This is a genomic window from Desulfosarcina sp., from assembly GCF_041551955.1.
Lineage (GTDB): Bacteria > Desulfobacterota > Desulfobacteria > Desulfobacterales > Desulfosarcinaceae > Desulfosarcina.
Genome location: NZ_JBFELV010000005.1, coordinates 17,452 through 31,417, shown reverse-complemented (window position 1 = coordinate 31,417; position 13,966 = coordinate 17,452). Strand labels below are relative to the sequence as shown.

Annotated in this window: 12 protein-coding genes; 7 read left to right on the top strand and 5 right to left on the bottom strand. The window is 56.6% G+C overall.

The features are described 5' to 3' along the window. Window positions 1-488 (top strand): response regulator (locus ABYV26_RS01090; protein WP_372677341.1); only part of this gene is annotated, 488 nt, incomplete at its 5' end. Window positions 489-777: 289 nt separating this feature from the next. Next, complete coding sequence (locus ABYV26_RS01085) at window positions 778-2,217, top strand: NAD(P)/FAD-dependent oxidoreductase (protein ID WP_372677339.1); 1,440 nt, start codon at window positions 778-780, stop codon at window positions 2,215-2,217. Window positions 2,218-2,263: 46 nt separating this feature from the next. Here ABYV26_RS01085 and ABYV26_RS01080 read toward each other — a convergent pair whose 3' ends face one another. The 3 genes from ABYV26_RS01080 to ABYV26_RS01070 form a co-directional block, all read right to left on the bottom strand. Beyond that, window positions 2,264-2,704 carry a hypothetical protein gene (locus tag ABYV26_RS01080; protein ID WP_372677337.1) on the bottom strand — a complete coding sequence of 147 codons (441 nt, stop codon included), beginning with the start codon at window positions 2,702-2,704 and terminating at the stop codon, window positions 2,264-2,266. A gap of 169 nt (window positions 2,705-2,873) precedes the next feature. Continuing rightward, window positions 2,874-5,612: a nitric oxide reductase activation protein NorD gene (locus ABYV26_RS01075; RefSeq protein ID WP_372677335.1), complete on the bottom strand. Its 2,739-nt coding sequence runs from the start codon at window positions 5,610-5,612 to the stop codon at window positions 2,874-2,876. Between the two features lie 13 nt (window positions 5,613-5,625). Then, window positions 5,626-6,438 (bottom strand): CbbQ/NirQ/NorQ/GpvN family protein, encoded by an 813-nt coding sequence (locus ABYV26_RS01070; RefSeq protein WP_372677333.1) that lies wholly within the window; start codon window positions 6,436-6,438, stop codon window positions 5,626-5,628. 173 nt (window positions 6,439-6,611) lie between these two features. Between ABYV26_RS01070 and ABYV26_RS01065 the strand changes: the two genes are divergently transcribed. Beyond that, entirely contained in the window at window positions 6,612-7,781 is a 1,170-nt protein-coding gene (locus ABYV26_RS01065; RefSeq protein WP_372677331.1) for a TraB/GumN family protein, read from the top strand. Between the two features lie 77 nt (window positions 7,782-7,858). On the opposite strand, the gene purN is transcribed toward ABYV26_RS01065, so the two are convergent. Continuing rightward, window positions 7,859-8,662 carry a phosphoribosylglycinamide formyltransferase gene (gene purN, locus ABYV26_RS01060; protein WP_372677329.1) on the bottom strand — a complete coding sequence of 268 codons (804 nt, stop codon included), beginning with the start codon at window positions 8,660-8,662 and terminating at the stop codon, window positions 7,859-7,861. Window positions 8,663-8,871: 209 nt separating this feature from the next. Here purN and ABYV26_RS01055 point away from each other — a divergent pair, with 209 nt between their 5' ends. The 4 genes from ABYV26_RS01055 (at window position 8,872) to rpmB (ending at window position 11,705) form a co-directional block, all read left to right on the top strand. Continuing rightward, window positions 8,872-10,089 carry an EAL and HDOD domain-containing protein gene (locus ABYV26_RS01055; protein WP_372677327.1) on the top strand — a complete coding sequence of 406 codons (1,218 nt, stop codon included), beginning with the start codon at window positions 8,872-8,874 and terminating at the stop codon, window positions 10,087-10,089. A gap of 132 nt (window positions 10,090-10,221) precedes the next feature. Then, entirely contained in the window at window positions 10,222-10,551 is a 330-nt protein-coding gene (trxA, locus tag ABYV26_RS01050; RefSeq protein ID WP_372677325.1) for a thioredoxin, read from the top strand. A gap of 133 nt (window positions 10,552-10,684) precedes the next feature. After that, complete coding sequence (locus ABYV26_RS01045) at window positions 10,685-11,362, top strand: outer membrane protein assembly factor BamD (RefSeq protein WP_372677323.1); 678 nt, start codon at window positions 10,685-10,687, stop codon at window positions 11,360-11,362. A 151-nt stretch (window positions 11,363-11,513) separates the two neighbouring features. Then, window positions 11,514-11,705 (top strand): 50S ribosomal protein L28, encoded by a 192-nt coding sequence (gene rpmB, locus ABYV26_RS01040; RefSeq protein WP_372677321.1) that lies wholly within the window; start codon window positions 11,514-11,516, stop codon window positions 11,703-11,705. On the opposite strand, the gene ABYV26_RS01035 is transcribed toward rpmB, so the two are convergent. After that, window positions 11,702-13,843: a bifunctional (p)ppGpp synthetase/guanosine-3',5'-bis(diphosphate) 3'-pyrophosphohydrolase gene (locus ABYV26_RS01035; RefSeq protein WP_372677319.1), complete on the bottom strand. Its 2,142-nt coding sequence runs from the start codon at window positions 13,841-13,843 to the stop codon at window positions 11,702-11,704. The two genes, rpmB and ABYV26_RS01035, sit on opposite strands and share 4 nt — an antisense overlap. Window positions 13,844-13,966 lie beyond the last annotated feature (123 nt).

Below are 13,966 nucleotides of genomic sequence, written 5' to 3'. Positions count from 1 at the left end.
GCTTTATCGAGGTGAGCAGCCAGGAGGGCATCGGGACCACCTTTACCATCCACTTGAAAGCATCCGGCGTCCAACTGGGTGAGGCAACCCTCTTGCGTCCCTCGGCGCAGGAAGGCAACGAGACCATCCTTTTGGTCGATGACGATCCACTTATATTAGATGTCGGCAAGGTGATGTTGACCTCATTGGGTTACGCGGTGCTTGTTGCCAAGGGAGGGCAAGAGGCCGTCGACATCTACCGGAACCATGGGGATCGGATCAGTCTGGTCATTTTGGACATGATCATGCCGGATATGGGCGGCGGCAAAACCTACGATCAGTTGAAGGAGATCGACCCCGGAATCATGGTTCTGCTTTCCAGTGGCTACAGCATCAATGGACAAGCGACCACCATCTTGAACCGGGGGTGCAACGGATTCATCCAAAAACCCTTTGACCTGCAATCGATATCTGAAAAAGTGAGAATGATAATGGATGCTGCGCAATGAAGGTCGTCAGTATTTCAGGGTCAGTCCGGTCATCTGGCAGCAAAGGGGGTATGCTCGCCACGTCGGTCTGTTTTCTGCTGCGCGCAGCATGTTCTGCCATCCGAAGCATCCGCGGCACTGGCATCCGTCGATCAGGCACGGGGGCGAATCCCCTTTCAGGATTACCCGGGGTTTGAGTAACGGCTTGGATCGTTGTGGGTCTCTTTTTCTCATTGGGTAGAATCACCGTTGACCTGCGCTTGCATGTTGCGGGATTTACCGTTTAAAGTCAACCAGGGAGCGTCATCCATTGTCAGTCACATCCGCGAACAGCGTTTTTTTTGACGTGATTATCGTCGGCGGCGGCCCCGCCGGCCTGTTTTCCGCCTATTACCTCAGTGAACGTGCAGACCTCAAGGTGCTGCTGCTGGAGCGTGGAAAAGGACCGCTCAAACGCGCCTGCCCGGTGGCGGACCGACATTACTGCACCCAGTGCCGGCCCTGCAACATCCTCTGCGGCATCGGAGGGGCCGGCCTGTTCTCCGACGGCAAGCTCAATTTCATTCACAAATTGGGCAAGACTGACCTGACCCAGTTCATGCCCATCACCACCGCCGAGGCCTTGATCGACGAAACCGAGGCCATTTTCAACCGCTTCGGGATGGACGGCCCGGTCTATCCCACGGACATGGACCAGGCCAAGACAATCAGAAAGCATGCCAAACGCTTCGGCATCGATCTGCTGTTGATCAAACAGAAGCACCTGGGCAGCGACCGCCTGCCCGGTTATATCGCCGCCATGACCGACCACATCAAATCCAAGGGTGTGACCATTCACACCTCCGAGGATGTCAAGGACGTCGTCGTCGAAAAGGGCAGGGTTGTCGGTGTTCAGACCAGTCGGGGGGAGCACCGCTGCAGCAATGTGATTCTGGCGCCCGGGCGGATCGGGGCGGACTGGGTGGCCCGGGTGGCGCAAAAGCACGGCATCGGCCTGACCCAGCGGGGCATCGAAGTGGGGGTGCGGGTGGAGGTGCATAACGACATCATGCAGGACCTGTGCGAGGTGATCTATGATCCCACCTTTTTCATTCAGACCGGCAAATACGACGACCAGACCCGCACTTTTTGCACCAACCAGGGGGGCTTTGTCTCCCTGGAAAGCTACTCCGACTTCGTGTGTGTCAACGGCCACGCTTACCACGACCGCAAATCCACCAACACCAACTTCGCTTTCCTCTCCAAGGTGGTCCTCACCGAACCGGTCACCGATAACCAAGCCTATGGCGAGGCCATCGGACGCCTGGCTACTCTCATCGGCGGGGGCAAACCTATCCTGCAGCGCTTCGGTGACCTGAAGCGGGGCCGCCGAAGCACCTGGAACCACATCAGCAAGGGCTACATCGAACCCACGCTGACCAATGTGGTGTGCGGTGACATCGCCATGGCGCTGCCCGAACGCATCCTCACCAATATCATCGACGGGTTGGAGCAATTGAACAGCGTGGTGCCGGGCGTGTCCAACGATGAAACCCTGCTCTATGCCCCGGAAATCAAGTTTTTCGCCACCCAGGTGGAGACCTCACCCCAGCTGGAAACTGGAATTAAAGGCATGTACGTTGCCGGTGATGGGCCCGGTGTGGCCGGCAACATCGTGTCTGCGGCCGCCACCGGATTGATCCCGGCCAAGGCCATCCTTGAAAATAGAGCGTCATCTGAAGATAAGATCAAAGGGGAGGATGTCGTTTAACCCCCAATTGCGTTCTCGATAAATTACCAATGCGCCGTCCGTCGATCTACGGGCTGCCGGCCACCAGACTGCGGACGATATCCAGCAGGGGCGGTTTCAGGGGGCGCCAGCCGGGAAACAGGGCTTTGTCGCCATGCCATTTAAGATCGACGACATCGTATTTTTCAGGGATGACTTTCTCCGATTCCCGTCCGTAAGTCTCGCGGGGATAGTACTCGACCAGTACCATGCGGTTATGGTCGATTTTAAAACGGTGGACGATGGTGGTGGCCACATGGCTGATGCAGGCCCTCACGGAAACCCTTTTCAGGGCGGGCTCCCGGTCACCGGGCAGGTCGGAAACCACGGCGATGATGGGTTTGAGCAACGGCACGCCTGCCGTTTCGTCCCTGGACAGGTCAAACAGCCTCAGCCGGCACCGCCCGGCCGCCAGGTTGAATTTCCCGCCATACCCGTCCCAGTTCAAGACGTCGTCGAAGATCTTCAAAGCCGCTCCTTTTTATCGATCATGGGTCCATTCAGAAAGGGCAGGTTGCGGTTCAGGCCAAGGCCGCAGCGTTTTCGCAACCACAGGCGTAGCCGCGCTACGTCGAGGATGGCGGGAACGTGAGAACGCCGGCCTGGGCCGCAAGATGCCCTTTCTGGATGTACACATTCTAATGTCGGGTCAACATACTGTAAACCCTTACCAGCCTGTCCGGCAAGTCGCGGATATTGCCGATGCGCGTATGATGGTTGCTGCCATAGAGCCGATCCAACTGTCCGTTGTCGACGGCCGTGACGGTGATGGCTTTGACATGGATGGCGGCGGCGCGGGCCTCCATGACCGCGCGGCGCGTGTCTTCCACCGCGTAGGTTCCCTTGTAAGCCAGGTCGTTGGGAAATCCGTCTCCCAGCATGATGATCAGCCTCACGCGGGCCAGCACCGGGGAAAGCAGAGCGGTGGCGTGGCGGATGGCTGCGCCCATGCGCGTGCTGCGCTGGGGGGCCATGGCACTGATGCGCCCTTTTACGGCATCGTCAAAGGGTGCATCCAGGTTCTTGATCCGGTAAAAATCTACACCCAACGGGCCGGTGCCGGAAAAACCGGCGATGGCGAACCGGTCTCCCACCACCTGCAGGGCTTCACAGAGCAATACGATGGCCTGCTTTTCCACATCCAGAACCATCGTGTCCCGCTCATCCACGGCGTTCGCCGTAGACCGTGACTGGTCAACCAGCAACAGGACGGCCACGTCTCTCACCCGTTTCATTCGTTTGATGTACAATCGATCCGATGGGATCAATCCCGCCTTCCTGTCCAGGGCATAGTCCAGCAGGGCCCGGTAGTCGAAGGCGTCCCCTTCAGGCCACTGGCGCAAAATGGTCATCTCCTCGGGTCGCAACAGCTCGAAGGCGTAGCGGATGCGCCTGACCAGCCCGCGGAAATGATCGAGGGTCTGCCGGTAGAATCCCGGGTCCAACCCGGTGGTCTCACGCTCCAGCACGCGCACCCGGTCCGGAAGATAGTCGCCCATGCACCAGTCCCATTCCCGGTAGCGGAAGGCATTGGCGTCACCGGCGCCGTCGGCCGGCTGTCCGAGCTCGTGGCTGCAGACCAGGGATTCTTGCTCCAGCCTGGAAAGGTCGACGGCAGCGGCATTCACCGATGGGTGGTTCAGGATCAGACCGCGGACATCCGCCGCCGAGATCCGGCCGTTCTGACGGACGAGCAGTTGTCGGAGGTCCGACCGGAAGACATGAAGGTGCCGTTGGGACAGTCGCCTGCGGATATCCGTGGCCCGGCGGTGATAGGGTCTGTGAAAGGGACCGAAACCATCCGGTTCGAGCCGACGGCCGAAAGGCAGGGTCAGGGGGAGATAGGCGGGTGCACCGCTTGACTTGATAAGACCGGCCAGTGATGGATAGAATTCCTTGGTCAGCCGCGCACTGGTCTCCGCCGTGTCGGCCGCTGACGATGTCGCCTGGTTCAAACGATCCGCCATGGCCTGACCTACAGATTTCAAGTCCGGAACCGCCACTGGTTCTTCATTCATCACCAGTTGCCGGTAGAGGGGAAGCCATGTACCGTCGATCCTGATTCCGGTCCTGGCCTGAAGCGCGGGATCGGTGAGGACCCTGGTGAGTCGGCGAAACAGGCCGGGATAATGCCGGTTGACCCTGCGGGCGATGCGGGCGTGTTCACAAAGCGTGAACAGGTCCAGGGCCAGGATGGGGTCTTCGAACCCGCGCAGGAAAAGACTCAGATCGGATTCGGCCGCGACGGGGTCACCCACATCCGACGGTGGGGCCGCGGTGGCAGTATCCAGCGTTTTTTCCACGTCCAGGTCATAGGTGCCGAATTCGATGGCGCCTGCTTCCAGTTTGACCAGCAGTTTGTAGAGGGCCGTATTGTCCGTCCGCCGTTCCATGAGATCCATCTCCTCAGGCAGGTAGATCGTCTGCCCATCGCAACGGACCAGCGGCTCGTCCGGATCGCCGGCCGACTGTTTCCCCGGCAGAGAGGAAATGGGGCAAATGGCCACGGATAGGCCGGTGCGTGCCTGAAGATAGCGCTCCAGTTCCGCCCGGACGGCCGACAGGGGCACCGCCACTTCGCGCGCACGGCATAGGTCCATCGCATGGCGGGATTCGAGGGCAAGGAATCGGGGGCCTTGATCCGGTGCATGGTGATAGTGCTGGATCGCCAGGTCCAAAAATTCGTTCAGAGCCGTTTCGGACAGCCGGTGAAGGCCCGACGCCAATCCCTGAAGGTACGCGTCGGCCAGCCGTTCATCCACTCGGATGATGCGAGCCAGTCCCCGGATCTGCCATAACCGGCGGGAACGGGTGAAGCCGTCCACCGCACGGGGCAGGGTATGCGTTAAATAAACCGTCCGGTTGTAAGAGGTATCCAGGGCATAGGTAATCGACAGAAGATCGAGAAAGGCGTGGGCGCAGGCGATGTCTTTCTCTTCAATCAGCGCCGAGAGGGTTTCCAGGGGGGCCTTAAGGGTATAGGTGCCCTTTAGCAGCATGACCCGTGTGGCCTCCCCGAATCGATCGACGAGGCGGTCATTACCGCAGGCCAGCACCGGCACCAGGTGTCGGGCAAAGAGAGCGGCCAGCGCGGGACCTCTGGCAGCGGCCTTTTTTACCAGGCGGCGGTATCGATCCAGATCGACCAAACGCCCGCCCGTCAGCATCCGGCCCATCCCCTCGGCCAGGTTTCGCCCGTAGGAGACCTCCACGGCCAGGGCTTCAATCACCTCATCCACCAACGGGCTGAGGCGGTGGACGTCCAGTGGGTGATCGGAACCATTCAGATGGTCGAACATCCGGTGGGCGGCCTTCGGATCGGCGATGGCCAGATGGTCCATCAGGTTCCGGACCGTCCGATCGGTGGCGGTGGGCATGGCCGGATCCATATTACAACAGGTCGTCAATGAGGTCGTTGAGGGTTTCCTGCAGCCGGTCGTCGTCGGTGAGCGGTTGGCACAGGGCGGCGATGCATGCCCTTTTAAAGGCGATGCCCATTCGGATCAGGCCGGCGGCATAAATCAGCAGCCGGGTGGAAGCCCCTTCGGTAAGGCCGTATTCCTTGATGTTGCGTATTTTCCCGGCCAGGGCCACCAAACGTGCGGCCGTATCATCGTCTACTTTGCCTTCGACCGCCACGATTCGTGATTCGTCCGCCGGGTCCGGGTAGTCGAAGACCAGAGCCACGAAGCGCTGACGTGTGCTTTGCTTTATGTCTTTGAGCACCGACTGGTAGCCGGGGTTGTAGGAAATTACCATGAGAAAGTCGGGATGTGCCTGGATCACCTCCCCTTTTTTATCGATGGAGAGGGTCCGGCGGTTGTCCGTCAACGGGTGGATGACCACGGTGGTATCCTTGCGGGCTTCGACCACCTCGTCCAGATAGCAGATGGCGCCCATGCGAACGGCCCGGGTCAGGGGGCCGTCCACCCAGACGGTTTCATCGTTTTTCAGCAGGTAGCGGCCGATGAGGTCCGAGGCAAACAGGTCTTCGTGGCAGGCCACGGTGATCAAGGGGCGCTTGAGCCTAAAGGCCATGTGCTCCACGAAACGGGTTTTCCCACATCCGGTTGGACCTTTGAGCATGACGGGCAGGCGGGCCGATGCCGCGGCTTCGAACATGCGGATTTCGTCTCCGGTGTCCAGGTAAAAGGGTTCGGTGTCGATGGTAAACGGGCTTGTCGACGTTTGATTTTTCGGCATCAGCTTATCCAGACCATTTTCGTGTTCACCGACACCAAGATTGCCTGTCTGTCGGCTTCGGAGACGCCACGCCTGGTGATTCATTAATTGACATCACCGGCAGAGCGTATATATTGGCTCAGCTTTTAACTGCCGGGAACGTCCCCGACAATAAGGAAAGTAACATATCTTCGATGAACGATAAACTCAACAGCCAGATGCTCCACCATCTGGAGCATGGCGATAAACGGATCATACTCGTCGGCACCGCCCATGTGTCCAGAGATAGCGTGGAACTGGTCGAAGCAATTATCAAAGAGGTCCAACCCGATACCGTCTGTGTGGAGCTTTGCGAAAGCCGCGCCCAGTCCATTCGCCAAAAGGACCACTGGCAGGAGATGGACATCATCAAGGTGATCAAAGAGAAAAAGGCCTTTCTCCTGCTTTCCAACCTGATGCTGGCATCCTTTCAAAAACGAATCGCCAACCGGTTGGAGGTGGCTCCCGGCCAGGAGATGATTCAGGCCATGGATTCAGCCGAAGCCGCAGGCGCCGCTGTTCATCTGGCGGATCGGGATATCCGGATCACCTTGTCGCGGACCTGGCGAAGCATGGGGTTGTGGGGCAAGGTCAAGTTGCTCTTCCAGTTGGTTCTGTCCTTAGGTGAGGTTGATGAGATCAGCGAGGCGGATGTGGAAAAGATGAAGCAGCAGGACATGCTGGCTTCTATCCTTGACGAGGTCGGCAAATCCATGCCCCAGGTGCGTAATTGCCTCATCGACGAACGGGATCGCTACTTGACGGAAAAGATCCGCACGGCACCCGGTCAGACCATTGTCGCCGTTGTGGGCGCCGGCCACGTGCCCGGCATCAAGCGGTACTGGGACCAGCCTGTCGACATCCACGCTCTGGAATCCCTGCCCGCCAAAAGCCCGCTGTCCGGATTCTTTAAATGGTTCATTCCGCTTTTCATCTGCATCCTAATCGTCTATGGCTTTTTCCGTGGCGGCGCCGGGGCTGGCGCCGATATGGTCACCTGGTGGATTCTGGCCAACGGCATCCTGGCCGGCCTGGGTGCCGTGATCGCCTTGGGACACCCGCTGACGGTCCTCTCGTCCATCCTGGCGGCGCCATTGACATCCCTCAACCCCATGATTGCCGCTGGTTGGGTGTCCGGCCTGGTCGAGGCCTTTTCGCGCAAGCCCAAGGTTAAGGATTTCGAAAGCCTGCCCCTGGATATCCTCTCCGTCAAAGGCTTCTGGCGCAACAAAGTGACCCGCATTTTGCTAGTGGTGGTGTTTACCAATTTAGGCAGCGCCGCCGGTACCTTTGTGGCCATCCCCATGATGATAAAATACCTATAGCGAATTGAGGGATTGGGGACTCAAGGGATTGTGGGATTGAATGCCCAATTCCTCAATCCGAAATCCCGCAATCCCCGCTATGCGGGGTTAGCAATTTTCACCACGGTACGTTGGTAAACCCTGCCGTCGTCGAGGCGGTGGGTCATGTTTACGGTCTTCAGCAGTCCCCGGGCAAAATTCTGGATGCATTCGGGATAGAGCTGCCACTCCTGCTCCAGGCCTTTGCGCTTGACGTCGTCCAGGGTGTCGGTTTCCAGGATAGGAAAGGCCCGCTGGCCGATGATGGGGCCCGAATCCTCCCCGTAGTCAATAAAATGTACCGTGCATCCGCCAACCTTGCACCCGTAGCGAAACGTGTCTCCGTAGCCGTCAACACCGGGAAATGAGGGTAAAATAGCTGGATGAATATTCATGATCCGCGGATTGCCTGGATCGGTGTTGAATCGGTCGATAAAATAGGGGGTCAGGTTGCGCATGAAGCCGGCCAGCACAAGCAGGTCCACCGGTGCGTGGGCCTTTATTTCGGACAGCAGGCGACTTTCGGCAGCCGCCCGGGTGCAAAGAAATGAACGGATACGGTCCTCGGGGTCATCAGCCGGAAATAGGTGCTGTTTGGCGCATATCTCCGAGAAGTCGAAATCCTCTGGTAGCCTGAAGTTGGCCGGATCCTGCCGGTAGGCTTGAATGAATGGCCCGTATTCCACCACGAAACTGGCGATGTTGTGGTTGCGGGCCCGCTCCAGGCCTTTCACTCCGGCTTGGTCGGATGCCACAAAGGCCATCTCCCCATCGATCCGGCCGTCTTCGCAGGCGTCGATAATCGCCTGAAGGTTGGTTCCCCCGCCTGAAATCAGTGAACCGATGCGAATTTTTTTACCCATTGGCATCCCCTTTTCTGGTTGAGTCGTATTTCCGGCCAGTTGTGCCTCATAGAAAAGAGGTAGCAGAGATGGCCGGCCCATGTCAATTTCCTGATGGCACCGCAATGGTTTAAGTTATGGCTCACGGAGGTCGATAATGAACCCTGCGGGATTCGGTCCGTACCCCATTTGCGTGACAACCCTAAGGCAGCAACGGGATAGAAACCCATATGGAAAATGTTTACGTCGCCCGGCAGCCCATATTCGATAAAAACAAGAAAATCTTCGCCTACGAACTCCTGTTTCGTGACGGAACGGCCAACTATGTGCCCGATATCGACGGGGACGTGGCCACCACGAACCTGTTGGCCAACACTTTTTTCACCATTGGGATCGATACCTTGGCAGGGGGCAGAAAGGCATTTATCAATTTTACCCAGAACCTGCTGGAAAAGCGGGTTCCCCTTCTACTGCCCAAAGCAACCACGGTGATCGAAATTCTCGAAGACGTCGAGCCCGACCCGGTGCTGATCGATGCCTGCGCCCAAATGGCCGCCGACGGATACACCATTGCATTAGATGATTTCGAGTATCTGCCGTCGCTGGAACCGCTTATCGCCATGGCGGACATCATCAAATTCGATTTCCGACTCACGCCAAAAGCGGCGATCGAGGACTACCTGAAGCAACTTTCCAGAAACAGCCTGTGCCTATTGGCTGAAAAGGTCGAGACCCACCACGAATTCGAGGCGGCCCAGACGATGGGTTTCGAATTGTTCCAGGGATACTTTTTCTGCAAGCCAGAGATTCTTCAGGGGCGGGAAATCCAAGGATCCCAGCTTACCCTGATGACGATCATGGCCCTGATCAACAGCGACCATTTCTGCTGCGACGATTTGGAACGCCTGATTGCCCGGGACATGGGCCTTTCCTACAAATTGTTGAAGTATCTCAACGCTGCTTTTTTTGCCCGTGTCAGCAAAGTGACTTCCGTGAAGCAGGCCCTGGTTTATCTGGGAGAAAAAGAGGTTCGCCGATTTGTTTCTCTCGTTGCCATGTCGCGGCTGGCTGAAGGCAAACCCGACGAACTGATCCGGGCGGCCTGCATCCGGGGCAAGTTCTGTGAACTGCTGGGCGCCGACGCCCATGCACATACATCGCCTTCGGAGATGTTTACCCTGGGGATGTTTTCCCTCATCGATGCGGTCATTGACCAGCCCATGCACAAGATATTGGCTGAACTTCCCCTTTCCAGCCAGATTAAAAACGCCCTGGTTGGCGCCAAGGGGCGCCTCGCCGGATACATCGAATTGGTGCGCTCGTATGAGGCCGGGCAGTGGGACCGGGTGTCCCGCCTGTCCCAGGCGCTGAAGCTCGATGGCAACACCCTCCCCGTCCTGTATCTGCAAGCCTGCCAATGGAGTGACATCGCCGCAAAAGTATCCTGAGGATATTCCTCGGCTGCGATTCCTTTGGCGTGAAAGCTCAAACATACAGCAACGGTTGACAACCCAGGGCCGTATTATTATCTTGTTTAGAATTTTCAGCTTCCCCAACCATCATTGAAAGGATTTTTCATCATGGCAGAAGGTATTATGGAGATAGAAGACAGCAGCTTCGATGCAGAGGTAATGAAGAGTGATAAACCCGCTGTCGTTGATTTCTGGGCTCCCTGGTGCGGCCCATGCAAGGCCATCGGTCCCATTCTTGATGAATTGGCCAAAGCCTATGGGGACAAAGTGAAATTCACCAAGTGCAATGTAGACGACAATCCGGTAACGCCTGGAAAATTCGGCATCAAAGCGATTCCCACGCTGATATTCTTCAAGGATGGTGAAGTGTCGGACCAGATCACCGGTATGGTGGCCAAATCCAAGCTGGAAGATGCTCTGAAAAAAGTTTTGTCATGATGTGACATCGTCTCCTTTCCCGCCTCAGTATATTGAGTGCTTGGCCGGCGGTGCCCCGAGAGGGAACACCGCCGGTGTCGGTTAGGTCAACGGGGGCCGCCGGGTTCCCATAAGCAACGGGGTGTCGCTGATCATGAAACGGTTGATGCTTGCCTGTGTGGGTGTCCTGCTGATTGCTAGCGGTTGCGCCTGGTTTGAATCCAGTGAGGAAAAGTCCGCCCAGGAACTGGTTCAAGAAGGCGTCGATTATTTTGAGGCCGGCAAATATAAAAAAGCAGTTGAATCCTTCGAGAAACTGCGGGATTGGTATCCTTTTTCCCGATATGCCATTCTGGCGGAGCTGAAGATTGCCGATGCCTATTTCAATCTGGAATCCTATGCCGACGCCATCTTCGCCTACGAAGAGTTCGAGCAGCTCCATCCTCGTAACGAGGCCATCCCTTATGTGATATTCCGCATCGGCCGTTCCTATTTCAACCAGATCGATACGATCGACAGGGATCAATCCAATGCCGCCAAGGCCCTGGAAACCTACCAGCGACTGGTTCAGCAATATCCGGAAGATGCTTATGCCGGCATGGCCCGGAGTGATATGGTGGTCTGCTACCAGAGCCTTTCCGGACACGAGTTCTATGTGGGGCGTTTCTACTACAAAAACAAGAACTACAAGGCGGCCAAGGACCGGTTTACGGCTGTGGTAGAGAAGTATCCGGATGTGGGTTATCTCTACCAGGCCCTCACTTACCTGGCCAATTGCGACGCCTGGCTTCAGTCCGAATTGCAGCCGCCCAAAGTGCCCTCGGCACCATGATTCACGGCAGCACCTCTCTTTTAGCAACCCGCGCTGATATAAAAATGCTTTACATCCGTTAAGATTTAATGTAACAAGACCGATTTTTAACAACAGTCGGGGCCGGATGGCCCGTGATTCAATCAAAGCCAAGCAGGGGAGACGGTCGGTCATGTCAAAAATGTGCGAAATATGCGGCAAGAAACCCATGGTGGGAAGCAACATCAGCCACGCCCATAACATCACCAAACGACGGTTCAATCCAAATTTGCAGAGCGTTCGGGCGATTCACCAAGGGCAGGTGAAAAAGATGGTGGTTTGCACCCAATGCATCAAATCGGGCAATGTGGTCAAGGCCGCCTAGCCCAGCCGTTTGACTTCCAATACCTGCTTGACATGTTTTAGCGACTCCACCACACGCGTCAGATGGTCCGTGCCCTGGACCGACAGCGTAAAATAGCTGTCCACCGTCTGGTTTTCCTGGGTTTCCGTATTGGCGCTCAATATATTGGCGCCACTCTTGCTGATATTGGCCGCCACATCCGCTAGCAAGCCCACCCGGTCGAGGGAACGAACAACGATTTTGACCGGGTAGGATTCGGTCATCTCCTGGTTCCATTCAACCTCGATCTGCCGTTCCGGATTCAATTTCATAGCATTGACGCAGGTGGTGCGGTGGACGGTCACACCGTATCCCCGGGTGATGTAACCGGTGATCGGGTCACCGGGCACCGGCTGGCAGCATTTTCCAAAGCGGACCAGGATGTCGTCCACCCCCTTGACCACCACCCCGCCTTTTTCTTTCTTTCTCCTGTCTTTGGCGACGATTTTGTTTAAGAAGGACTCGGTGTCCTCCACCGCTTCCTTGGGTGTGATCTTGCGGATGATCTGCAGCGGCGTGATCTTGCCATAACCCACGCTGGCAACCAGGTCTTCGGCCTGCTTAAACCCGAAGCTCTCCACGACTTTTTGCATCTCTTCGGTTTTGATCAGGGCGTTGAAGTTCAGTCGATACTTGCGGAAGGCCTTCTCGCACATCTCTCGACCCAAAGAGATGCTGCGCTCCTTTTCCTGGGTTTTGATCCATTGACGGATGCGGGATCGCGCCTTGACCGTCTTGACAAAATTGAGCCAGTCTTTTGACGGGTGGTGCCCCTTGCTGGTGATCACCTCGACAATTTCACCGGTTTGAAGCTCGTATTTCAAGGGGACCATCCGGCCGTTAACCTTGGCGCCGACACACTGCGCACCCACCTCCGTGTGGATCAGGTAGGCAAAATCCACCGGTGTCGCGCCCTTTGGCAGTGACTTGATCTGCCCTTGTGGGGTAAATACATAGACTTCGTCTGGAAAGAGATCGATGCGCACATTCTCAAGAAATTCATTGGGGTCCCTGAACGCCTCTTGATTTTCCACCAGATTTTGCACCCAGGCAAAGGTTTTTGAGACATTCTCGTCGATGACCTTGCCCTCCTTGTAACTCCAGTGAGCGGCGATTCCCGATTTGGCCACCCGATCCATCTCATGGGTGCGGATCTGGACCTCGATGCGTTCACCAAAGGGGCCGATGACGGTGGTGTGCAGGCTCTGGTACATGTTCGGCTTGGGCATGCCGATGTAGTCCTTGAACTTCTTGGCGATGGGGCGCCACAGGCTGTGCATCAGCCCTAAGGCTTCGTAGCACTGGGGAATGGTTTCCAGAATGATCCGGAAGGCAATGATGTCGTAGACTTCTTCAAAGGGCAGGTTCTGGACCAGCATTTTCTGGTGAATGCTGTAAAAATGCTTGTAGCGCCCGCTGACCTCGGCTTTCAGACCGTTCTCGTCTAACTTTTTCTGAATGTAGCGCTTGACGGTCTCTACATAGTTTTCGCGGTCCTCTTTGTCTTTATCCACCCGGCGTTGAATATCTTCGTAAGCATCTGGATTCAGAAATTGGAAGGATCGGTTTTCCAGTTCATTCTTGATCCAGTAGATGCCCAGCCGGGAGGCGATGGGCGCATAAATGTCAAGGGTTTCCCTGGCGATCTTCTTCTTCTTGGCCGCGCTTTTGTGAAATTGAAGCGTCCGCATGTTATGGAGACGATCGGCCAGTTTGATCAGGATGACCCGGATGTCGTCGGCCATGGCCAGCAGCATCTTACGAATACTCTCCGCCTCCCTGGCCTGGGCGCTGTTGAAGGGCAGCTTGCTCAGTTTGGTGACGCCGGAGACGATGTGCAGAACGTCACGGCCGAACATTTCACCGATTTCATTTTCGGTGGCATGGGTGTCCTCGATGACATCATGGAGCAGGCCGGCGGCAATGCTTACCGAATCCAGTTTCATTTCTGCCAGGATGCCGGCCACCTCCAGGGGGTGGGAGAGATAGGGCTCACCGGACAGGCGCATCTGTCCGTCATGGACCCGGGCCGAGAAAATATAGGCCCGGTCGACGATGTCCACGTCCGCATCCGGGTGGTTTTCAAGGACCTTGTCAAGGATGTCGGTGATTCGAATCATAATTCGTGACGGTTTCGTAAAACATCCGATATCTGCGTTACGCTTCATCCCTCGTCACTGCGGCGTACGAACAGTACGCCTCATTCCTCGGGATTTGCAAGCCTTGATCTCGAATGCTTTACG